Below are 19,995 nucleotides of genomic sequence, written 5' to 3'. Positions count from 1 at the left end.
TTTTCATGTGGACATCGATCTTTGTGGCTGCAACGAAGGGGCAGGCGGAGAAGATCTGCGAAAGGCTGGAGGCGGAAGGCATATTGACGGATCGGAAATCCGTCGGCAGCCAGCGCAAGGCGAACTTCGAGATACGCGTCCTCGCCTCGGAAGTGGAAGAGGCGCGCGACATCGTCTGCAATATGGCGAATCTCTGAACGAGGTGCGCGTCGGATGCGTCCAATAAGAGTTTACGGGTAAGGGTGAAGTATGGAAGAACGATTGCAAAAAATCATCAGCCGCGCGGGCGTGGCGTCACGCCGCAAGGCGGAGGAACTCATTGCGGCGGGGCGCGTGACGGTAGACGGCGCGGTGGTGCGTGAGCCGGGAACGAAGGCGGATGCGTCAACCGCACGCATCGAGGTGGACGGCAAACGGATTCCAGCAGAGGAGCGTCTCGTCTACTTCTTGCTGAACAAGCCCAAGGGCTGCGTTTCGACCGTTTCCGACGAGCGCGGCAGGCGCACGGTGCTCGACCTCCTGCCCGTGAAGAACGTGCGCGTCTATCCGGTGGGTAGGCTTGACCAGAATACGGAAGGGCTGATTCTTCTGACGAATGACGGCACGCTGACGCAGGCTCTTCTTCATCCGCGCTTTCTCGTGCACAAGACGTACCGTGCGAAGGTGGCGGGCGAGCTTACGCCCGAGGCTCTGAAGAAGCTCCGAAGCGGCATCGAGCTTGCGGACGGCATGACGGCGCCGGCGGAGGTGCGCGTCTACGGCGTGACGGAAAAGGGGCTCAGCGATGTCGAAGTCACGCTGCACGAGGGCAGGAATCGTCAGGTGCGCCGTATGTTCGAAGCCGTGGGATGCGACGTGCGCGCCCTGAAGCGCACGCGCTTTGCGCAGCTCACGCTGGACGGCGTCAAGCGCGGCGCTTCGCGCCCGCTGACGAAGGCGGAGGTCGAGGCGCTCTATCGTCTCGCAGAAGAGCGATGAGTGCGCGGCGCGTCCTCGTCGTCGGCGCGGGACCTGCGGGTTTTATGGCGGCGGCCAAGGCGGCGGAAGCAGGCGCTTCCGTGCTCCTTTTGGAGAAGATGAAGCAGCTCGGCCGCAAGATGATGATCACGGGAAAGGGGCGCTGCAATATCACGAATGTTGCGCCCGTCGCCGAGATCGTCAAGAATATTCCGGGCAACGGTTCTTTTCTCTACAGCGCCCTGCACGCCTTTGACAACGAGGATGTGCGGGACTTTTTCCGAGAACTTGGCGTGGAGACGAAAGTGGAGCGCGGCGGGCGCGTCTTTCCCGTCAGCGACCGCGCCGCCGATGCGGTCGAGGCACTCGTCCGGCACCTTCATGAGCTTGGCGTGAAGATCGAGACGGAGGCGCGCGTCGCTGAGATCCTCGTGGAAGAGGGACATGCGGCGGGCGTCGTGCTCGCGAGCGGCGCGAAGATGCGTGCCGACGCTGTCGTTCTGGCGGTGGGCGGCGCGTCATACCCGGGCACAGGATCGTCGGGCGACGGCTATGCAATGGCGCGCGCGTTGGGGCATACGATCACGGATGTCTTGCCGTCGCTCGTGCCGCTTGTCACGGAGGAGGACTGGGTCAAAGAGGCGCAGGGGCTGTCCCTGCGCAACGTGCGCGTGACGCTTCTCGCCGACGGCAGGAGAATCGGCGAGGAGTTCGGCGAGATGATGTTCACGCACTTCGGCGTGACAGGGCCCATCGTTCTGTCTTTGAGCCGCATGGCGGCGCAGGCGCTTGCGGCGGGGAAATTCGTGGAGCTTGTGCTCGACTTGAAGCCCGCCCTGACGCCTGAAGTCTTTGCGGCGCGAGTGCAGCGCGACTTTGAAAAATACCGGAACAAGGCGCTGAAGAATGGTATGCGCGATCTTTTGCCCGGGAAACTCATCGCGCCCGTGCTCGATGCGGCGTATTTGTCTCCCGAAAAGCCCGTGCACGACTTGCGTCGCGAAGAGCGCATGAGAATCTCCGAGGTGATCAAGCATCTCGTGCTCACGATTGAGAAGACGCGGCCTCTCGCCGAGGCCATCGTGACGGCGGGCGGCGTCTCGACGAAGGAGATCGATCCCAAGACGATGGAATCAAAGCTTGTGCCGGGGCTTTACCTTGCCGGCGAGGTCGTCGACGTCGACGGCTTCACGGGCGGATACAACTTGCAGGCAGCATTTTCCATGGGGGCGGCAGCGGGACGCTGGAGCGCCGCTCGTGCGGGAGAGGCAGAAATTTGAAAGCATGATTTTGAGGGGAAGATGTATATGGCTGAAGGAAAAGAAATCCGTCCGGCAAAGAGGGGGCTGACGGGGAAGATCCGCGTGCCCGGAGACAAGTCCGTTTCACATCGCAGCGTGATGTTTTCCGCCATAGCGAAGGGGCAGGTACACGTCCGAAACTTCCTCGAAGCGGCGGACTGTCTTTCGACAGCGGCGTGCATGAGGGCGCTCGGCGCAGGCGTCGAGCGGCAGGCGGACGGTTCCCTCCTCGTCACGGGCGTCGGCCTGCATGGCTTGAAAGAGCCGCAGGGCGTCCTCGATGCGGGAAATTCCGGCACGACGCTGCGTCTTCTGCTGGGGATTCTTGCGGCGCAGCCGTTTTTCTCGGCGCTTACGGGCGACGCATCGCTCTCGCGTCGCCCCATGGGGCGTGTCGTCGAACCGCTCACACGCATGGGGGCTGCGATTCGGGGGCGCGGTTCGGATCGTTTCCTGCCGCTCGCCGTACTGCCGCATGAGGGATCGCTTCGCGCGATGGACTATGAAAGTCCCGTCGCGAGCGCACAGGTGAAGTCGGCGGTGCTTCTTGCGGGTCTTTATGCGGAAAGAGCGACTTGTCTGACGGAGCCGGCACTTTCGCGCGACCATACGGAACGTATGCTCAGCGCCTTCGGTGCAAGGATTGAGCGCGAGGGGACAAAGGTGACGATCGAGCCGGCCGACGAACTGTTTGCGCCCGAGGAAATCTGTGTGCCCGGCGACATCAGCTCTGCCGCGTACTGGCTCGTTGCAGCGTCTCTGATTGAGGGAAGCGACATCATCCTGCAGGATGTAGGCGTCAATCCGACGCGCACGGGTATTCTCGATGTATTGTCCGACATGGGTGCGAATATCACGATTTGCAGCGAGCGTGAAAGCGGCGGTGAGGCGCTCGCTGACATCCGCGTGCGGTCGGCGGCTCTTCGCGGAGCATCATTTGGCGGCGAGATCATTCCGCGCCTCATCGACGAGATCCCGATCCTCGCTGTCGCGGCTCTCTTTGCAGACGGCGACACCGTGATTTCAGGCGCGGCGGAACTGCGCGTCAAGGAGACCGACCGCCTTGCAGCGGTGACGGCAGAACTCAATCGTTTCGCCCCGGGGGCTGTCGAGGCGAAGGAGGACGGCATGGTCATCCATGGCGGGCGCACGCTTTCGCCAGCTTCCTGCCGCACCTACGACGATCATCGCATGGCGATGTCGCTCGCCGTGGCAGGCGCCGTAGGAGAGGGCGTGACGCTCGATGCGCCATCCTGCGTCAATATCTCATATCCATCCTTTTATCAGACATTGGATGGACTTGTGCAATAGGGGGAAAGATGATGGCAAAGAAACTCGTGGTGGCGATCGACGGGCCGGCGGGCGCGGGCAAGAGCACGGTCGCTCAGCTCGCTGCGAAGGAACTCGGCTACACTTACATCGACACGGGCGCGATGTACCGCGCCGTCGCGTGGAAGGCACTCAAGGCAGGGGAGCCTCTGACAGATGAGAAGATTCTCACAGCCGTCGCCGATATCGCGGTCAGTCTGCGCTATGATGGGAAGCGGACGCAGGTATTCGTCGACGGTGAAGAGGTTACGAACGAAATCCGCACGCCTGCGATCAGCGCCGTCGTATCGCAAGTGGCGCGCCTGGGGCCCGTGCGCGAGAAGATGGTCGAGCAGCAAAGGCGCATGGCAGACGCGGGCGGCGTGCTCATGGATGGCAGGGACATCGCCACGCATGTTCTGCCGAACGCTGACGTGAAGATTTTCCTCACGGCCTCCTTGGCGGAGCGTGCAAAACGCCGCTGGAAGGAGATGCAGGAAAAGGGCTACGTCATGACGCTCGCAGAGCTTGAAGCGGACATCGCACGGCGCGACAAGGCGGACAGCGAGCGCGAGATCTCGCCGCTCGTGCAGGCGCCGGATGCAGACCTGCTCGATACGACAGGCATGGATATCGCCGCCGTCGTGCGTGCTATCGTAGAAAGGTGCGGCAAATGATTTACGCTCTGTTGAAAATCACTTTTGCCATGTTCTTTTCCATTGTTTTTCGCGCCAAGATCGAGGGCAGGGAAAATATGCCGAACGAAGGGCCTGTGATCTTGGCGGCGAATCACATGAGCAACTGGGATCCGCCGCTCTTGGCGACGTTTCTCGCGCGTCCCGTCAGCTACATGGCGAAACAGGAACTTTTCTTCAATTTTATCGCGGACTACATCTTGAGGAGTTGTCACTCGTTTCCCGTCAAGCGCGGTGCAGCGGATAGGGGCGCGATCAAGGCGGCTCTCGCCGAACTCAAGAAAGGACGCTGCCTCGGTGTTTTCCCGCAGGGAACGCGCAGCCGCCACGGAGAGAGGAAGAAGGCGGAGCCGGGCGTCGCGCTGCTCGCGGCCATGGCAAAAGCTCCCGTCGTGCCCGCCGCCATCATTGGCACCGACCATGTTTTTGCCAATGGCGGCTTCCTGCCGAAGCTTCGCGTCATTTATGGAAAACCCTTGATGTTCCAAGGAGAAAAGCAGGATAAGCAGGCGCTGCAGGATTTTTCGCAAAAAATAATGGATGAAATTTACGCAATGATAAAAAATGATAGCATAAGTGATTGATTTTATGCTATAATATAGCGTAGATTGCAGAAATAGGGAGAAACTGCCTTTCTGCGATACATTGGATATTTGGTGGTAGATATATGGAAGTATTTCTGGCAGAATCCCTTGGCTTCTGCTATGGCGTGAAGCGTGCGATTAAACTTGCGCGCGAACAGGCCGCACCCGACGGAACTTCCTGCACGCTCGGTCCCATCATCCACAATCCTCAGATGGTTTCGCGTCTGGCGGAGGAGGGCGTCGGCATGGTCAATGCCTTGCCCGATATGGAGAAAGGGACGGTCATCATACGCTCGCATGGGGTTGGTCCCCTCGTCTATGATGAAGCGAAGGAGCGAGGGCTTTCTCTCGTCGATGCGACGTGTCCGCATGTGAAGAAGGCACAGTCCACGGCGCATGAGCTTTTTCAAGAAGGGTATTCTGTCGTTATCGTAGGGGAGAAGCTTCATCCGGAGGTCAGGAGCATCTTCGAATGGGCAGGCGGCGATGCCGTCATCGTGGATTCCGTCGAGGGAGCCGAAGCTGTCGCACCATGTGCGCGCTTGGGCATCGTCGCGCAGACGACGTTTTCCGGTGCGAAGTTCAAGGAGATCGTACTCCATCTGCTGGACAAGTCGAACGACGTGCGCATCGTCCGTACGATCTGCACGGCTACGGATCAGCGTCAGGAGGCAGCGATCAAGCTTGCGCGGCAAGTGGATCTGATGCTCGTCATCGGCGGCAAGAACAGTGCGAACACGACGCGCCTCGCGCAGTTGTGCGCCAAGGAATGCCAAACCTATCATATCGAGACTGTGGCGGAGCTGCAGGACGAATGGTTTGATAAAATCAAAAAAATTGGTATTACAGCCGGGGCTTCAACTCCGGACTGGATTATCAAGGAGGTATATCAAAAGTGCAAGAACAGGACATGAAGAGTTTGCTTGAGGCTGAAGAGGAGTCCATGCAGGAGGTAAGGGAACACGATGTCGTCAAGGCTACGGTCGTCGCTGTCGACGATGGTCAGGCTTATGTCAATATCGCTGGTCTCAAGGCGGACATCCCCATCTCGAAGAGGGAGCTTGCCTCGCCTGAGCCGGATTCCGCTAAGGATGTCGTGAAGGTCGACGACGAGATCGAGGTCTTCGTCGTGAGTCTCGGCGGCGAGAATGGCGCTACGGTTTCCAAGGTTCGTGCCGACCGTATGGTCGCATGGAAAGAGATCGAGGCGCTGAAAGAGGACGGCCAGACGGTTCAGGCGCAGATTACGCAGGTCGTCAAGGGCGGTCTCGTCGCGTCTGTCAGCGGTCTGCGCGGTTTCATTCCCGCGTCGCAGATGGAGCTTCACTTCGTCAAGGATCTTTCCATCTACGTCGGGCAGACGGTGGAAGCCCTGCCGATCGAGATCGACATCCGCAAGCAGCGCCTCGTTCTTTCGCGCCGCAGCCTCCTGGAGGAAGAGCGCGAGAAGAAGCAGGAAGAGGTCTTCTCGAAGCTTGAAGTCGGGCAGATCATCCGCGGTACGGTCAAGCGTCTCGTCGAGTACGGCGCCTTCATCGACATCGGCGGCGTAGACGGACTTGCGCATATCTCGGATCTCGCATGGCATCGCGTGAAGCAGCCGTCCGACGTTCTTTCCGTCGGCGATGAGGTCGACGTCTATGTGAAGAACTTCGATCCCGAGACGAAGCGTATCTCGCTTTCCGTCAAGGACACGATGCGCGATCCGTGGCTCGACAAGGCGGAGCGCTATGCAGAGGGAACGCACATCAAGGGCAAGATCATCAAGCTCACGGATTTCGGTGCCTTCATGGAGATTGAGCCGGGCTTCGATGGCCTGATTCCGATGGGCGAGCTTGCTGACCGCCGCATTGCGCGTGCCGACGAGGCTGTGCAGCTCGGCGACATCGTGAAGGTCAAGATCCTGCACATCGACATGAAGCGCAAGCGCATTTCGCTCTCCATCACGAGGGCACAGCGGGATGCCGAGGTTTCGGACGTTTCCTACTACAAGGACGAGCCTGTCACCCACGAAGAGGGCGGCGAGGACTGAAGGATCAAGCCTCATAGCTGAATAAGTAAGAAGTCGGGGAGTGATGAATATTCATCACTCCCTTATTCATCAGAGCGGGGCATGTCCCCGGGGAAAGTCAGAGGAACAGCATGTTGTCAGGGGAAATCATACGCGTAGCGCCGGGAAGCTTGGCGGAAGAATTGGAGCTTGCAGCGGGAGACAAGATCCTTGCCGTCAATGGGCAGGAACTGCGCGACATCATCGATCTGAGCTTTGCTTTCGCCGAAGAGGAGATCGAGCTTCTCGTCGAACATGCAGACGGTGAGCAGGAATTGCTTGCCTTCGACAAGGACTATGATGAAGAACTTGGCGCAGAGTTCGCCTCCGCCGTGTTCGATGGTATACGATCGTGCGGCAACCGCTGTTACTTCTGCTTCGTCGATCAGGTGCCGCCTGGCATGAGAAAGAGTCTGTCGGTCAAGGATGACGATTATCGCATGTCGTTCCTCTATGGCAACTTCGTCACGCTGACGAATATGCGCGAAAAGGATTTCCAGCGGATCGAACGCTATCACCTGTCGCCGCTCTTCGTTTCCGTCCATGCGATGAATCCCGATCTGCGCGCCGCCATGCTCAACACGCGGCGGGCGGCCGAGATTGCAAACCATCTCGATCGCTTGGAGGCGGCGGATGTCGAGTACCATACGCAGGTCGTGCTTTGCCCAGGACTCAACGATGGCAGGGAGCTTGACCGCACGGTGGAGGAATTGATGGCCAGGCGACCGCACGCGCTGTCGCTCGCCGTCGTGCCCGTCGGGCTCACGCGCTTTCGCGAGGGATGCTATCCGCTGCAGATGTTTGACCGCAAGGGTGCGGCCGCCGTCATTCACCAGATTGCATCATGGCAGCGGCGTGCGCGAGAGGAGACGGGCAATAGTTTCGTCTACTTGGGCGATGAATTCTACTTTCTCGCGGGCCTTCCCGTGCCGCCTGTGGAGGAATACGATGGTTTCCCGCAGCTCGACAACGGCATTGGGCTTGCGCGAAGCTTCATCGAGGAATGGAAAAATACCTTGCAGAAGCTGCCTGCGCCCGAGGGATATGAAGAGCCGCTGCATCTCGTGATCCTCTCGGGCACGTCTGTCGCACCGCTTTTCGAGGAGCTTGTGGCTGGGCTTTCTGTACCAGGGCTTCGCGTTCGTTGTCTCGGCGTAGAAAACGATTACTTTGGCAGGACGGTCAATGTTTCGGGACTTCTGACGGGTGAGGACATGCTGCGCGCACTGCGAGAGATTGCCGATGCGCCGCAGGGCGTTCTCCTGCCTGAGTGCGCCCTGCGCACGGGCGAGAACGTTCTGCTCGATGATATGACGCTCGATGCATTTCGCAGCGCCGTGCCGCACCTTCGCGTCGAGACGGCGCAGGGCGGCGGCGATCTCGCGCGCGCCCTTCTTGATTGGGCGCATTATCGAGGGGCGTCGGATGATGAGGCCTCGTATATGTGGCAGAGCAACGCGGCGTATACGAAACCGAGGAAAGAGGAAAAGGAGAGGATGGAATGAGCAAGCCGATCGTAGCGATCGTGGGACGTCCGAACGTGGGCAAGTCCACGCTCTTCAATAAATTGGGCAGGAAGCGCGTGTCCATCGTCGATGATCTGCCGGGCGTCACGCGCGACCGCATCTACCTTGATGCCGAATGGCTCGGCAAGGAATTCACGATGATCGATACGGGAGGCATCGAACTCGATACGAGCGATGTCATCCTGCGCTCGATGCGCCAGCAGGCGCAGATCGCCATGGAGGAGGCGGACGTCATCCTCTTTCTCGTTGACGGTCGCGCAGGTTTGACGCTTGCCGATGAGGAAGTCGGCAAGATGTTGCGCACGACGAAGAAGCCCGTGCTCTTGGCCGTGAACAAGATTGATTCGCCAAAGCAGGAGTCGGACGTCTACGAGTTCTACAACCTCGGCCTTGGCGATCCCGTGCCGATTTCTGCGACGAACGCCATGAACCTCGGCGATCTGCTTGATGCTCTCGTGGCGCTCTTTCCCGAAGGGGCAGAGGAGGAGAAAGAGTCGGATGAGATCAGCATCGCCGTCATCGGCCGTCCGAACGTCGGCAAGTCCTCGCTCGTTAATGCACTCTTGGGTGAGGAGCGCGTCATTGTCAGCGACGTCGCGGGCACGACGCGCGACGCCATCGACACGCACTTTATGGCGGAGGACACGAAGTTCATTCTCATTGACACGGCGGGCATGCGCCGCAAGGGAAAGATCGATGCGCCGATCGAGCGCTACAGCGTCATGCGAGCGCTTCGCGCCGTCGACCGCGCCGACGTCGTGCTCGTCGTGCTCGACGCCACGGCGGGCATCACCGAGCAGGACAAGAAGATCGCGGGCTATGCCCATGAATCGGGCAAGGCGGTCGTGCTCATCGTGAACAAGTGGGACATCTACGAAAACAAGGATGAAAAGTCTACGCTGCGCTTCACGGATGAACTGCGCATAGAACTCGGCTTCCTGCAGTACGCACCCGTCCTTTATACTTCGGCTCTCACGCACCAGCGCGTCGCGCGCGTCACCGATCTCGTCAAGTATGTGGCGGATCAGGCGTCGATGCGCGTCAAGACGAGCATCCTGAACGACCTCGTGCGCGATATGATCGCCGTGAATCCGCCGCCCGCGCACAAGGGTAAGCAGCTCAAGATCCGCTACATGACGCAGGCGGACATCCGTCCGCCGAAGTTTATCGTTTTTGTGAACGAGCCTGAGCTCATGCACTTCTCGTATCTGCGCTACATTGAGAACAAGCTGCGCGAGAGCTTCGGCTTCGAGGGGACGCCGCTGCGCCTCATCGTGCGCGGCAGGGAGGAGGAAGAGATATGACGCTTTTCGCCTGCATCATCGCCTACCTTCTGGGTTCTGTGCCGAACGGTCTGCTTCTTTGCCGCGCCATCTGGCACATTGACATCCGCGAATATGGCAGCTGCAACATCGGCGCGACGAATGTTTACCGCACGCTGGGCAAGGGGCCGGGAGCGCTCGTCTTCGCGCTCGATTTCCTCAAGGGATTCCTCGCCGTCTATATCGCCATGCTTCTCGTCGGCACGCCGCTTTCCATGGTCTTGGGCGGCATCGCCGCTATTCTCGGACACTCGGCGTCCGTCTTTTTGCGCTTCAAGGGAGGCAAGGGCGTCGCTACGGGGCTGGGCGTCATAGCGATGCTCATGCCGGCGGTGACGGGCGTCGTCTTCTTCGCGTGGCTCGTCATCGTGCTCGTCACGCGCTACGTTTCGCTCGGCTCCATCGTCGGCGCGGCGCTCGTGCCCGTGCTCGCATTCTTCTTCGGCTGCCCAACGGAATACACGGTCTTTGGCGTCCTCGCCGCCGTTCTCGTCATCGTGCGTCACCATACGAACATCACGCGCCTCTTGAATGGCACGGAGAGCAAGATCAAGGCGGGGCATCGTTGAGAGGGAGTATTTGAGAATTCTTTTCTCGCAAAATGTCTATAGGGACTGTACAATAGTGTTGGACAATGGTATAATTCCAAGCGTGGAATTTATGCGGCAGGAGGAATTTTTATGCCAAGAGAACGCAAAGAAAACACGGAACAGAAGGCGCAGAGTGGATTCTTCCTCGTGCAGGAGCAGATCTTGCCCGAGGCGATCAAGAAGACAATCCGCGTGAAGGAGATGCTTAAGCGCGGTGACGCACGCACGATCAACGAGGCGGTCGACAGTATGGGATTGAGCCGCAGCGCTTATTACAAGTACAAGGATTATGTCTTTCCTTTCTATGAAGCGAGCCGCAACAAGATCATCTCGCTGACGCTCCTCTTGGAGCATAAGAAGGGCGTCCTTTCGAGCGTGCTCAATACGATCTCGGCGGATTCGGGCAGCGTTCTGACGATCAATCAGGGCATCCCCCTGCAGGGTGTGGCGAATGCGACGGTTTCCATTGAGACGGCGAACCTCTCGGTGGATCTTGAAGCGCTTCTCGACAAGCTGCGCATGGTGGACGGCGTGAAGCGTCTCGAAGTCCTCGGACAGGCATGATGAAAGGTGAAGAGATGAAAGAGATCAAGATCGGCATGCTGGGCTTCGGCACGGTCGGCACGGGCGTCGTGCGCGTGCTTCGCGAGAACGAGCGCGAGATCACGGCGAAGGCGGGCGTGAAGCTCACGCTGAAGTCCGTGCTCGTGCGCGACGCGAAGAAAGAGCGCCCCTATATGGAGGGGCTGCATCTGACCGAGAATGTGGATGAAATCCTAAACGATGAGGAAATCGACATCGTCATCGAACTTCTTGGCGGCATCCATCCGGCGCGCGAGTACATGCTGGTCGCGATGGAGAAGGGCAAGAACGTCGTGACGGCAAATAAGGACGTCGTGGCGCAGTTCGGCAAGGACATGTTCGAGGCGATGGAAAAATACGGCGTGGACTTCCACTTTGAAGCGAGCGTCGGCGGCGGCATTCCCATCGTCATGCCGCTGAAGCAGTGCCTGACGGCGAATCGCGTCACGGAAATCATGGGCATCATCAACGGCACGACGAACTACATGCTCTCGCAGATGGCAGAGAACGGCTCAGACTACGACAGCGTGCTCAAGGAGGCTCAGGCGAAGGGCTATGCCGAGGCGAATCCTGCGGCTGACGTCGAGGGTCTCGACGCAGCGCGCAAGATTGCAATCCTCGCGTCCATCGCATTCAATACGCGCATCCGCTTCGAGGATGTCTCCGTCGAGGGAATCACGAAGGTCACGCCCGAGGACATTGAGTACGCAAAGGCTCTCGGCTATGTCGTGAAGCTTCTGGCCATCGGGCGTGACTGCGGAGAGGCGGGCGTCGATGTGCGCGTGCACCCCGTATTCCTGCCGAAGGCGCATCCGCTCGCCTCCGTCAACGACGTCTACAACGCGATCTTCGTGCGCGGCAACGCCATCGGCGAGGCGATGTTCTACGGACGCGGTGCAGGCTCTTTGCCGACGGCTTCAGCCGTCGTCGCCGACGTCATCGACATCGCGCGCGACATGCAGCTCGATACGTTCGGGCGACTGCACTGCACATGCTATGCGCACAAATCGCTTTGCCCCGTGGAGGAAACGAAAGCGTCCTACTATGTGCGCCTTCTTGTCGATGATGAGCCGGGCGTTCTCGCTGCCATTGCGACGGCATTCGGCAACCACAAGGTCAGTCTGAAATCCGTCATTCAGACGAGACGATATAAGGAACGTGCGGAAATCGTCGCGGTCACGCATGTCGTCAAGCACAGGAAGATGCAGGAGGCGGCGGCGGATCTTGAGAAGCTTGCTGTCGTCAGTGAGATTCGCAGCATCATCCGCGTGGAAAATCCGCAGGAGGACGGCGCATGCTGAATCGAACGATCCGCGTTCGCGTGCCGGGTACGAGTGCGAACTGCGGGCCTGGCTTCGACGCCATAGGGGTCGCCTGTACGATCTATAACGATCTGGAGCTTACGCTGAAAGGGGAAGAGGGGCTCGTCATCGAAATCGAGGGAGAGGGTGCGGCCAATATCCCCGCTGATGAGCGCAACATTGTCCTTCGCGCCATCCGCACGATCTTGAAGCGCGCGCACCGGGAAGATGAGGTCAAGGGCTTCCATATCCGCATGACGAACCACATCCCCTTATCGCGCGGTCTTGGCAGCAGTGCGGCGGCGATCGTTGCAGGACTCAAGGCGGCGAACGCCCTCTTAGGCAACCGCTTTTCCAGGCGCGAGCTCCTGCAGATGGCGACGAACATCGAAGGTCATCCCGATAATGTGGCGCCCGCCATTTTTGGCGGCTTCACGATCAGCGTCGTCACGCGCGGCAGGGTCGAATGCTTCTCTTTGATGCCTCGCATGCCGTTGAAGCTCGTCGTCGCCGTGCCGGAGTTTCCGCTTTCGACGCGGCTTGCCAGAAGTGTTCTGCCCGAGCAGGTGAAGATGAAGGATGCCGTTTTCAACGTTAGCCGTGCGGCGCTTCTTGTCGCTGCTTTGACGAAGGGACAGCCGCGTTTTTTGCGCAACGCCTTCGCCGATGCCCTGCACCAGCCGTACAGAGAAAAGCTCATCCCCGGCATGAAGGACGTCTTTCGTGCCGCATGCCGGGCAGGTGCGCTCGGCGCAAGCCTCAGCGGCGCGGGGCCGTGCCTCATCGCCTATACGCTGGAGAATGAAGAGTCGGTGGGACAGGCGATGGTTGAAGCCTTTAGAGAGCATGAAATCGAGGCACACGCACTGCAGCTTTCTCTTGATGCGCATGGTGCGAGAATTTTGAAACATCGCTGACGCAGGAAATGTGTCGAAGGTGAAGGAGTCGTGTATGCGTGAGGAGGAGTTCGTCAAGGCAGTGGAAGGGGCGGGAGGTACGGTCTACCTCGTCGGCGGCTGGGTGCGCGATCATCTTAGAGGCGCAACGCCGCGGGATAAGGACTTCGTCATCACGGGGCTGGAAAGGGAGGCTTTCGCAGAGCTTTTCCCTGCAGCTTCTCTCATCGGTCACGCCTTTCCTGTCTATCTCGTAGAAATCGACGGCGTACGCTCGGAAGTTTCCTTCGCGCGTCGCGAGAGGAAATCGGGGCATGGCTATCGCGGCTTTGCCGTAGATTTTGGGGCGGAAGTCACGATCGAAGACGATCTCTTTCGCCGCGATACGCGCATCAACAGCATGGCTTATCGTCTGCCCGCGATGGAACTCATCGATCCCTACAGTGGACGGAGTGACCTTGCGCATTGCGTGATTCGCGCGACGTCGCATCATTTTTCCGAAGACCCCGTGCGGGCTCTTCGTGCAGCGCGTCAAGCGGCGGAACTGGGATTTGTCATCGAAGATGGCACGCGGACACTGATGGCGGATTGTGCGACAGAGCTTGAGGAAGAACCGACAGAGCGCATTGTGCACGAGCTTTCGCGTGCGCTTGCCGCGCCGCAGCCCTCGCTTTTTTTTGAAGCTCTTGCGCACGCGAGCCTCTTGGAATCGGTGTTCCCGGAAATCTTCGCCCTGAAGGGAAAGACCCAGCCGCCCCAGTATCATCCCGAGGGCGACGCCTACTGCCATACGATGCAGATCGTCGATGTCGTAGCGCGAAAGACGCAGACGATCGAAGCGCGCTTTGCCGCTCTCGTGCACGACATCGGCAAAGGGAAGACTCCCGAGGAAATGCTGCCGCATCATTACGGGCACGAGCAGCGCGGACTCCTCGTACTCGATGCGTGGAACAAGCGCATGACCTTGCCAAAATCGTGGCTTATGGCGGCGTACTTCGTCATCAAGGAGCACATGCGTGCACCGCTTTTGAAAAAGACGGGAAAGATTGCCGATCTTTTGCTTGCGGTCGAAAAATCGGGGCTTTCCTTCGCCGATTTTCGTCGTATCATCTGCGCCGACCATGGCACTTTGCCGTACCATTTGGTGCATGGGGAAGAGCTGTTGCGGAAAATGCTTCAAGTGCGCGGTACGGAGGCGCCGCCCGAACTTCGCGGCGCGGACGTGGGGAAATGGCTGCGTGAAGAAAGGGTGCGACGCTTGGCGCAGCTGCTTCCAACATGAGGTCTGCTATGAAGTGCGCTTTTGAAATGGATTTGTCTGAGGTCTGAGTCGGCATGAATGCGGGCGTCTCCTTTACAAGCGCGAAAAAATTCCTTATAATAGTTCTGTCCGATAAGGGAAGAAGGAAAAGGGAGGGGTTCGCATGGCAGTCATCCTGCCTTACAAAGGCAAAGTGCCGAAGATCGACCCGACGGCGCTCATTGCACCGAACGCTACGATCGTCGGCGATGTGACGATCATGGAAGGGGCGAACATCTGGTTCAATGTGGTCATCCGCGGCGATCTGCAGCCCGTCGTCATCGGCAGGTACACGAACGTTCAGGACAATGCGACGATCCATGTCATGGGCGATGCGCCGACGATTGTCGGCGATTATGTGACGATCGGCCATAACACGCTGATTCACTGCAGCAAGATTGGCAACAACTGTCTGATTGGCATGGGATCCACCTTGCTCGGCTACACGGAGATCGGTGAAAATACGATCATCGGAGCAGCGACGCTTCTGACGCAGCACAAGAAGATTCCGCACGATTCCCTGGTCTACGGCAATCCATCGCGCATCATCCGTGCGCTACGCGAGGACGAGGTCGAGGCGGTTCATGCCTCGGCGATGAATTACTGCAAGCTGGCCCGAGTCTATCGGGAGGAGCGCGAAGCGCGGGAACATCAAGGGAAGTAAAAGGAGATATGAAGATGCAGGAAAAGACTTTGGTACTCATCAAACCGGACGCTTTCGAGAAGCAGCACACGGGCGATATCATCGCCATCTATGAAAAGGCGGGACTCAAGATCCTCGCGATGAAGCTCATGCAGATGACGCCGCGCGTGGCGCAGAAGCACTACGCCGAGCATATCGGACGCCCCTACTATGCGGAGCTGGAAGAATTCATGACGTCTGCACCGCTCGTCGCCATGGTGCTCGCAGGTGATGACGCCATCGCACGCGTGCGCGAGATCAACGGCAAGACGAATCCGGCGGAGGCCGCCGAAGGAACGGTTCGCAAGCTCTACGCCGAAAGCGTTGGCAAGAACGCCGTCCACGCTTCCGACAGCCCTGAGAGCGCGGCGCGCGAAATCGCCATTTTCTTCAGCGCGATCGAAGTCCTCGACTGATATTTTCCTGCCGCATGATTTCTGAAAGTTTGACAGCATTGAGGTGAAAGAGATGGGCGTTTATACGAAGACAGGTGACAAGGGGCAGACGAGCCTATATACGGGCGAGCGTGTCGATAAAGATGCGCTGCGTGTCGAGACGTACGGTTCGGTCGATGAAGCGGGATCGGCGCTCGCCATGGCGCGCGCTTTTGCGACAAAGGAAGCGGTGCGGGAGAAGATTCTCGTGCTGCTCAAGAAGCTGCCGCTTCTCATGGCCGATATCGCGAGTCTTGGTGAAAAACCGATGATTACGCGCGAGGATTCGGAGATGATGGAGAAGGACATCGATGCCATCGATGCGAAGCTGCCGAAGCTCGCGCACTTCCTCATCCCCGGCGATACGCAGGCGGGCGCGATGCTCGATCTTGCACGCACGTCCGTGCGCCGCGCTGAGAGACGCTTCTGCGCCTTGGCGAAAGAGGCCGATCTCCATGAGGAAGACCGCGTCTTTCTCAACCGCCTCTCCGATTACTGCTTCATGCTGATGCGCTTGGAGGAAGCGGAAGATTGAGCAGAGGAACGTGAAGGAAGAAGAGATGCCGCCATCAGGCAAGGGTCGCTTGATGGCGGTATTTTTTTGGAAAATTATCTCGCTGTAAAAAGCAGGATATATCTCATTTTCAGAGAATAAAGAAAACATAAAATAACGAGGAGTTGATCAAATGAAAGAGTACGCAAGCACGAATATCCGCAATATTGCCCTTGTCGGGCACGGCAAGTCGGGGAAGACGAGCATCGCGGAGGATTGCCTTTTCAATACGGGGGCGATCAAGAGGCGCGGCAGCATCGCCGACGGGACGATGGCTTCGGACTATGAGCCGGAAGAGACGCGGCGCGAGCTTAGCATACAGACCTCTCTGCTCGCCTGTGAATGGCTCGATCATAAGCTCAATATCCTTGATACGCCGGGTTATCCGGACTTCGTCGGCGAGGTGAAAAGCGCCTTGCAGGCGGCGGACAGCGCTCTCGTCGTCATCTCGGCCGTCTCGGGCATCGAGGTGGAGACGGAGAAAGTCTGGCGTTATGCGGAAGCGCTGGATTTGCCGCGCGCCTTCTTCGTCAACAAGATCGATCGCGAGCACGCCGACTTCCAAAGCGTCGTCAATGAGCTGCGCCTGCGCTTCGGTACGGGCGTCGTGCCGATCCAGCTTCCTGTCGGCAAGGAAGCGGCTTTCCAGGGCGTCGTCGATCTCCTCGCCATGACGGTTCGCATCAAGGAGCGCGATAAGAACAACTGCGTGGCACTCGATGAGATTCCCGAATATATGAAGGACGAAGTGGAAGAGGCGCGGCAGACGCTCATCGAGGGTGTTGCTGAAATAAACAATACTCTTCTTGAAAAATACATCGAGGGCGAGACGCTTGATGAGCGCGAGGTGGCAGAGGCTCTGATCGAGGGCATCGAGACGGGCAAGATTTTTCCTGTACTCTGCGGCTCGGCTTCCTTGAATGTCGGCATGCACGCGCTCCTCAACGATATGGTCGAATATTTGCCGGCGCCAACGGATCGAACGGTCGTGGGAACGCTGCCCGGTGGCGAGGAATTGGCGGAGCGCACGCCAGGCGATCCTTTTTCCGCGCAGGTTTTCAAGACGATCGTCGATCCGTTCGTCGGACGCTTGAGCTTCATCCGCATCTTTTCGGGCGAGATGAAGAGTGACGCCTCGTATTGGAATATCTCGACGCAGCAGATGGAGCGCGTGAGCACGCTTTACACGATGCAGGGCAAAAAGCAAATCGCTGTTGCCAAGGCGCATGGCGGTGACATCGTCGTCGCGGCGAAACTGCAGAATACGCGCACGTCGGATACTTTCGCATCGAAGGAAGCGCCGCTCTCCTACGATGCCATCGAATTCCCCATGCCGATGCTTGCGCAGGCTGTCTATGTGAAGAAGAAGGGTGAGGAGGACAAGGTCTTTGCGGCGCTCGCCAAGGAGTGTGAGGAAGATCCGAGCCTCAAGCTCGAAAAGGATGCGGAGACGAAGGAGACCTTGATTCGCGGCATCGGCGAGGTTCATCTTGAGGTCCTGCAGGAGAGGATGAAGCGCAAGTTCGGCATCGAGGCGATCTTCGCCGAGCCGCGCATCGCCTATCGCGAAACGATAAGGAAGAGCGTCAAGGCGGAAGGTAAGCACAAGAAGCAGAGCGGCGGACACGGCCAGTACGGTCACGTCATGCTGGAGATTTCGCCGCGCGATGCGGGTACGGGAAACGAGTTCACGGAGAACATCTTCGGCGGCAGCGTGCCGCGCCAATATGTGCCCGCGGTGGAGAAGGGGACAGCGGAGACGCTTGCCGCCGGCATCCTCGCAGGCTACCCCGTCGTCGACGTGCGGGTCAACCTCTACGACGGTTCGTACCATACGGTCGATTCGTCGGAAGTCGCCTTCAAGACGGCGACGGCAATCGCCCTCAGAAAGGGCATTATGGAGGCTGCACCCGTGCTTCTTGAACCGATTTACGAGATGTGCGTTCAGGCACCCGAATACTATATGGGTGACGTCATGGGGCAGCTCAATGCGAAGCGCGCGCGCATCCTCGGCATGGAGATGATCAGCAAGGATACGAGCGAGGTGCGCGCGCAGGTGCCGCTCGCCGCGCTGCACAAGTACGCGACGGAACTGCGCTCCCTGACGCAGGGACGCGGCACCTATACGCTGCGCTTCTGCCACTATGAGGAAGTGCCGGAGAAGACGGCGCGTCAACTCATCGAAGCGGCGAGGGAGCGAAAGGAAAAGTAAGGAAAAAATCTTGTTGACAAACCGAAGCGATGTTGCCATAATGTATACATGTTTACACTAGGGTTATGCGTTGGGAGGATTTCAGATGCGACATGTGCTTTCCATACTCGTGAGGAATCAGTCCGGCGTACTTGTCCGTGTTGCAAGCATGTTTTCGCGGCGGGAGTTCAATATCGACAGCCTGTCTGTCGGTGTGACCGAGACTGCGGAGTTTTCCAGGATCACCGTCGTCGTGCATGGCGATGAGGAGCTGATCGACCAGATGATGAAGCAGCTCGAAAAGCTGCCCGATGTCGTCGAGGTGCAGGCGCTCCTTTCCGCCGCCTCGGTTTTCCGCGGCATGACGCTCATCAAGGTCAGGGCGGACGATACGAATCGTCTCGATGTGCTCAAGATGGCGGAGATTTTTCGCGCACGCGTCGTCGATGTGCAGCCGACAACCTTGATTTTTGAAATCACGGGAGATGATGCGAAGGTCACGGCATTCCTGCAGCTTCTTTCGCCCTACGGCATCCTGGAAACGATCCGCACGGGTCTCATCGCTCTCGAACGCGGTGAGCATACCATTTATCAAGATTGTGAGGAGAGAGAGTATTATGGCAAAAACTTATTATGATCAGGACGTGAACTGGGAGGTCATGAAAGGCAAGACCGTTGCCATCATCGGCTACGGCAGTCAGGGGCATGCGCATGCGCTGAACCTCAAGGAGAGCGGCGTCAACGTCGTCGTCGGTCTTTACGAGGGCTCGAAATCCAAGGCCGCTGCCGAATCTCACGACCTCAAGGTTCTGCCAGTCGCTGAGGCGGTCAAGCAGGCGGACGTCACGATGATCCTGATTCCGGACGAGAAGCAGGCGGACGTTTACAAGAACGAGATCGCCCCGAATCTCAAGGCCGGAAGTGCTCTCGCCTTCGCACATGGCTTCAACATCCACTTCCAGCAGATCGTTGCGCCGGCGGATATCGATGTCTTCATGGTCGCGCCGAAGGGACCAGGCCATCTCGTGCGCCGAACCTTCACGGAAGGCGGCGGCGTTCCAGTGGTCTTCGCAGTCTATCAGAATCCGACGGGAAAGTGCTTCGACGTTGCGCTCGCCTATGCGCGCGGCATCGGCGGCACGCGCGCCGGTGCGATCGAGACGACCTTCAAAGATGAGACGGAGACGGATCTCTTTGGCGAGCAGGCTGTTCTCTGCGGCGGTGTCTGCGCTCTGATGCAGGCGGGCTTCGAGACGCTCGTCGAGGCGGGCTACAAGCCAGAGATGGCATACTTCGAGTGCTTCCACGAGATGAAGCTCATCGTCGACCTGCTCTACGAGGGCGGTATGGCGAAGATGCGTAAGTCGATTTCCGACACGGCGGAGTACGGCGACTACATGGCTGGCCCGCGCATCGTGACGCCTGCAGTCAAGGCGGAGATGAAGAAGCTCCTGAAGGAGATTCAGGACGGCACGTTCGCGCGCAACTGGCTTCTCGAAAACCGTGCCGCCGGCCGTGCGAACTTCCTCGCCGAGCGCCGCATTCATGCCGAGCACCAGATTGAGAAAGTCGGCGCCGAACTGCGCGGCATGATGAGCTGGCTCAAGGATCAGAAAGAGCTTCAGTTCTGATTTTGAACGACCATAACTTTTGAATCTTGGAACGGCTTACACTCCTTTATGGTATAATGAGGTGTAAGCCGTTTTCTTTCGACTTATCCAGG

21 protein-coding genes are annotated in these 19,995 nt (G+C 58.7%); all 21 read left to right on the top strand.

Annotated elements, in window-relative coordinates; all coding sequences use genetic code 11:
- Nucleotides 1-5: 5 nt before the first annotated feature.
- The 21 genes from SELSP_RS06325 (at nt 6) to ilvC (ending at nt 19,903) form a co-directional block, all read left to right on the top strand.
- Complete coding sequence (locus tag SELSP_RS06325; protein ID WP_006192211.1) at nt 6-197, top strand: hypothetical protein; 192 nt, start codon at nt 6-8, stop codon at nt 195-197.
- 52 nt (nt 198-249) lie between these two features.
- Entirely contained in the window at nt 250-978 is a 729-nt protein-coding gene (locus SELSP_RS06320) for a pseudouridine synthase (RefSeq protein WP_006192212.1), read from the top strand.
- Nucleotides 975-2,237 carry a BaiN/RdsA family NAD(P)/FAD-dependent oxidoreductase gene (locus tag SELSP_RS06315; RefSeq protein WP_006192213.1) on the top strand — a complete coding sequence of 421 codons (1,263 nt, stop codon included), beginning with the start codon at nt 975-977 and terminating at the stop codon, nt 2,235-2,237. Before SELSP_RS06320 ends, SELSP_RS06315 begins: the two co-directional genes overlap by 4 nt.
- 27 nt (nt 2,238-2,264) lie before the next feature.
- The gene (aroA, locus tag SELSP_RS06310; RefSeq protein ID WP_174261611.1) at nt 2,265-3,569 is read left to right on the top strand and encodes a 3-phosphoshikimate 1-carboxyvinyltransferase; all 1,305 of its coding nucleotides are present in this window, start codon (nt 2,265-2,267) and stop codon (nt 3,567-3,569) included.
- Nucleotides 3,570-3,577: 8 nt separating this feature from the next.
- Nucleotides 3,578-4,243 carry a (d)CMP kinase gene (gene cmk, locus SELSP_RS06305; protein ID WP_006192215.1) on the top strand — a complete coding sequence of 222 codons (666 nt, stop codon included), beginning with the start codon at nt 3,578-3,580 and terminating at the stop codon, nt 4,241-4,243.
- The gene (locus SELSP_RS06300; RefSeq protein WP_006192216.1) at nt 4,240-4,845 is read left to right on the top strand and encodes a lysophospholipid acyltransferase family protein; all 606 of its coding nucleotides are present in this window, start codon (nt 4,240-4,242) and stop codon (nt 4,843-4,845) included. Before cmk ends, SELSP_RS06300 begins: the two co-directional genes overlap by 4 nt.
- An 83-nt stretch (nt 4,846-4,928) precedes the next feature.
- On the top strand, nt 4,929-5,759 hold the full coding sequence (gene ispH, locus SELSP_RS06295; RefSeq protein ID WP_006192218.1) for a 4-hydroxy-3-methylbut-2-enyl diphosphate reductase: 831 nt from the start codon (nt 4,929-4,931) through the stop codon (nt 5,757-5,759).
- Nucleotides 5,756-6,877, top strand: a complete 1,122-nt coding sequence (gene rpsA / locus SELSP_RS06290) for a 30S ribosomal protein S1 (protein ID WP_006192219.1) — start codon at nt 5,756-5,758, stop codon at nt 6,875-6,877. Before ispH ends, rpsA begins: the two co-directional genes overlap by 4 nt.
- A 110-nt stretch (nt 6,878-6,987) precedes the next feature.
- Nucleotides 6,988-8,400, top strand: coding sequence for a DUF512 domain-containing protein (locus tag SELSP_RS06285; RefSeq protein WP_006192221.1), 1,413 nt, complete (start codon nt 6,988-6,990; stop codon nt 8,398-8,400).
- Nucleotides 8,397-9,725 carry a ribosome biogenesis GTPase Der gene (gene der / locus SELSP_RS06280; protein WP_006192223.1) on the top strand — a complete coding sequence of 443 codons (1,329 nt, stop codon included), beginning with the start codon at nt 8,397-8,399 and terminating at the stop codon, nt 9,723-9,725. Before SELSP_RS06285 ends, der begins: the two co-directional genes overlap by 4 nt.
- Nucleotides 9,722-10,312, top strand: coding sequence for a glycerol-3-phosphate 1-O-acyltransferase PlsY (gene plsY, locus SELSP_RS06275; RefSeq protein WP_006192224.1), 591 nt, complete (start codon nt 9,722-9,724; stop codon nt 10,310-10,312). The genes der and plsY overlap by 4 nt, the downstream gene beginning before the upstream one ends.
- Before the next feature lie 111 nt (nt 10,313-10,423).
- The gene (locus SELSP_RS06270) at nt 10,424-10,897 is read left to right on the top strand and encodes an ACT domain-containing protein (RefSeq protein ID WP_006192226.1); all 474 of its coding nucleotides are present in this window, start codon (nt 10,424-10,426) and stop codon (nt 10,895-10,897) included.
- Nucleotides 10,894-12,216: a homoserine dehydrogenase gene (locus SELSP_RS06265; RefSeq protein ID WP_006192227.1), complete on the top strand. Its 1,323-nt coding sequence runs from the start codon at nt 10,894-10,896 to the stop codon at nt 12,214-12,216. The genes SELSP_RS06270 and SELSP_RS06265 overlap by 4 nt, the downstream gene beginning before the upstream one ends.
- The gene (gene thrB, locus SELSP_RS06260; RefSeq protein WP_006192229.1) at nt 12,210-13,133 is read left to right on the top strand and encodes a homoserine kinase; all 924 of its coding nucleotides are present in this window, start codon (nt 12,210-12,212) and stop codon (nt 13,131-13,133) included. Before SELSP_RS06265 ends, thrB begins: the two co-directional genes overlap by 7 nt.
- 34 nt (nt 13,134-13,167) lie before the next feature.
- Complete coding sequence (locus SELSP_RS06255) at nt 13,168-14,394, top strand: HD domain-containing protein (RefSeq protein WP_006192232.1); 1,227 nt, start codon at nt 13,168-13,170, stop codon at nt 14,392-14,394.
- Nucleotides 14,395-14,536: 142 nt separating this feature from the next.
- Nucleotides 14,537-15,076 carry a gamma carbonic anhydrase family protein gene (locus SELSP_RS06250; protein WP_006192234.1) on the top strand — a complete coding sequence of 180 codons (540 nt, stop codon included), beginning with the start codon at nt 14,537-14,539 and terminating at the stop codon, nt 15,074-15,076.
- Between the two features lie 14 nt (nt 15,077-15,090).
- Nucleotides 15,091-15,510 carry a nucleoside-diphosphate kinase gene (ndk, locus tag SELSP_RS06245; RefSeq protein WP_013740821.1) on the top strand — a complete coding sequence of 140 codons (420 nt, stop codon included), beginning with the start codon at nt 15,091-15,093 and terminating at the stop codon, nt 15,508-15,510.
- A 52-nt stretch (nt 15,511-15,562) separates the two neighbouring features.
- Nucleotides 15,563-16,063 carry a cob(I)yrinic acid a,c-diamide adenosyltransferase gene (locus SELSP_RS06240; protein ID WP_006192236.1) on the top strand — a complete coding sequence of 167 codons (501 nt, stop codon included), beginning with the start codon at nt 15,563-15,565 and terminating at the stop codon, nt 16,061-16,063.
- Between the two features lie 151 nt (nt 16,064-16,214).
- The gene (fusA, locus tag SELSP_RS06235; RefSeq protein WP_006192238.1) at nt 16,215-18,293 is read left to right on the top strand and encodes an elongation factor G; all 2,079 of its coding nucleotides are present in this window, start codon (nt 16,215-16,217) and stop codon (nt 18,291-18,293) included.
- 85 nt (nt 18,294-18,378) lie between these two features.
- Complete coding sequence (ilvN, locus tag SELSP_RS06230; protein WP_006192239.1) at nt 18,379-18,909, top strand: acetolactate synthase small subunit; 531 nt, start codon at nt 18,379-18,381, stop codon at nt 18,907-18,909.
- Entirely contained in the window at nt 18,890-19,903 is a 1,014-nt protein-coding gene (ilvC, locus tag SELSP_RS06225) for a ketol-acid reductoisomerase (protein WP_006192240.1), read from the top strand. The genes ilvN and ilvC overlap by 20 nt, the downstream gene beginning before the upstream one ends.
- The last annotated feature ends 92 nt before the right edge of the window (nt 19,904-19,995 follow it).

Origin of the sequence: Selenomonas sputigena ATCC 35185, from assembly GCF_000208405.1 — a bacterium.
Lineage (GTDB): Bacteria > Bacillota > Negativicutes > Selenomonadales > Selenomonadaceae > Selenomonas > Selenomonas sputigena.
Note: the sequence above shows the minus strand (reverse complement) of the source record. Positions and strands in the feature narration are given on the sequence as shown.

What these genes read in the sequence shown, in the direction of transcription:
- SELSP_RS06325 (WP_006192211.1), top strand. Translation starts at nt 6, where the DNA reads ATGTGGACATCGATCTTTGTGGCTGCAACGAAGGGGCAGGCGGAGAAG.
- SELSP_RS06320 (WP_006192212.1), top strand. Translation starts at nt 250, where the DNA reads ATGGAAGAACGATTGCAAAAAATCATCAGCCGCGCGGGCGTGGCGTCA.
- SELSP_RS06315 (WP_006192213.1), top strand. Translation starts at nt 975, where the DNA reads ATGAGTGCGCGGCGCGTCCTCGTCGTCGGCGCGGGACCTGCGGGTTTT.
- aroA (WP_174261611.1), top strand. Translation starts at nt 2,265, where the DNA reads ATGGCTGAAGGAAAAGAAATCCGTCCGGCAAAGAGGGGGCTGACGGGG.
- cmk (WP_006192215.1), top strand. Translation starts at nt 3,578, where the DNA reads ATGATGGCAAAGAAACTCGTGGTGGCGATCGACGGGCCGGCGGGCGCG.
- SELSP_RS06300 (WP_006192216.1), top strand. Translation starts at nt 4,240, where the DNA reads ATGATTTACGCTCTGTTGAAAATCACTTTTGCCATGTTCTTTTCCATT.
- ispH (WP_006192218.1), top strand. Translation starts at nt 4,929, where the DNA reads ATGGAAGTATTTCTGGCAGAATCCCTTGGCTTCTGCTATGGCGTGAAG.
- rpsA (WP_006192219.1), top strand. Translation starts at nt 5,756, where the DNA reads ATGAAGAGTTTGCTTGAGGCTGAAGAGGAGTCCATGCAGGAGGTAAGG.
- SELSP_RS06285 (WP_006192221.1), top strand. Translation starts at nt 6,988, where the DNA reads ATGTTGTCAGGGGAAATCATACGCGTAGCGCCGGGAAGCTTGGCGGAA.
- der (WP_006192223.1), top strand. Translation starts at nt 8,397, where the DNA reads ATGAGCAAGCCGATCGTAGCGATCGTGGGACGTCCGAACGTGGGCAAG.
- plsY (WP_006192224.1), top strand. Translation starts at nt 9,722, where the DNA reads ATGACGCTTTTCGCCTGCATCATCGCCTACCTTCTGGGTTCTGTGCCG.
- SELSP_RS06270 (WP_006192226.1), top strand. Translation starts at nt 10,424, where the DNA reads ATGCCAAGAGAACGCAAAGAAAACACGGAACAGAAGGCGCAGAGTGGA.
- SELSP_RS06265 (WP_006192227.1), top strand. Translation starts at nt 10,894, where the DNA reads ATGATGAAAGGTGAAGAGATGAAAGAGATCAAGATCGGCATGCTGGGC.
- thrB (WP_006192229.1), top strand. Translation starts at nt 12,210, where the DNA reads ATGCTGAATCGAACGATCCGCGTTCGCGTGCCGGGTACGAGTGCGAAC.
- SELSP_RS06255 (WP_006192232.1), top strand. Translation starts at nt 13,168, where the DNA reads ATGCGTGAGGAGGAGTTCGTCAAGGCAGTGGAAGGGGCGGGAGGTACG.
- SELSP_RS06250 (WP_006192234.1), top strand. Translation starts at nt 14,537, where the DNA reads ATGGCAGTCATCCTGCCTTACAAAGGCAAAGTGCCGAAGATCGACCCG.
- ndk (WP_013740821.1), top strand. Translation starts at nt 15,091, where the DNA reads ATGCAGGAAAAGACTTTGGTACTCATCAAACCGGACGCTTTCGAGAAG.
- SELSP_RS06240 (WP_006192236.1), top strand. Translation starts at nt 15,563, where the DNA reads ATGGGCGTTTATACGAAGACAGGTGACAAGGGGCAGACGAGCCTATAT.
- fusA (WP_006192238.1), top strand. Translation starts at nt 16,215, where the DNA reads ATGAAAGAGTACGCAAGCACGAATATCCGCAATATTGCCCTTGTCGGG.
- ilvN (WP_006192239.1), top strand. Translation starts at nt 18,379, where the DNA reads ATGCGACATGTGCTTTCCATACTCGTGAGGAATCAGTCCGGCGTACTT.
- ilvC (WP_006192240.1), top strand. Translation starts at nt 18,890, where the DNA reads ATGGCAAAAACTTATTATGATCAGGACGTGAACTGGGAGGTCATGAAA.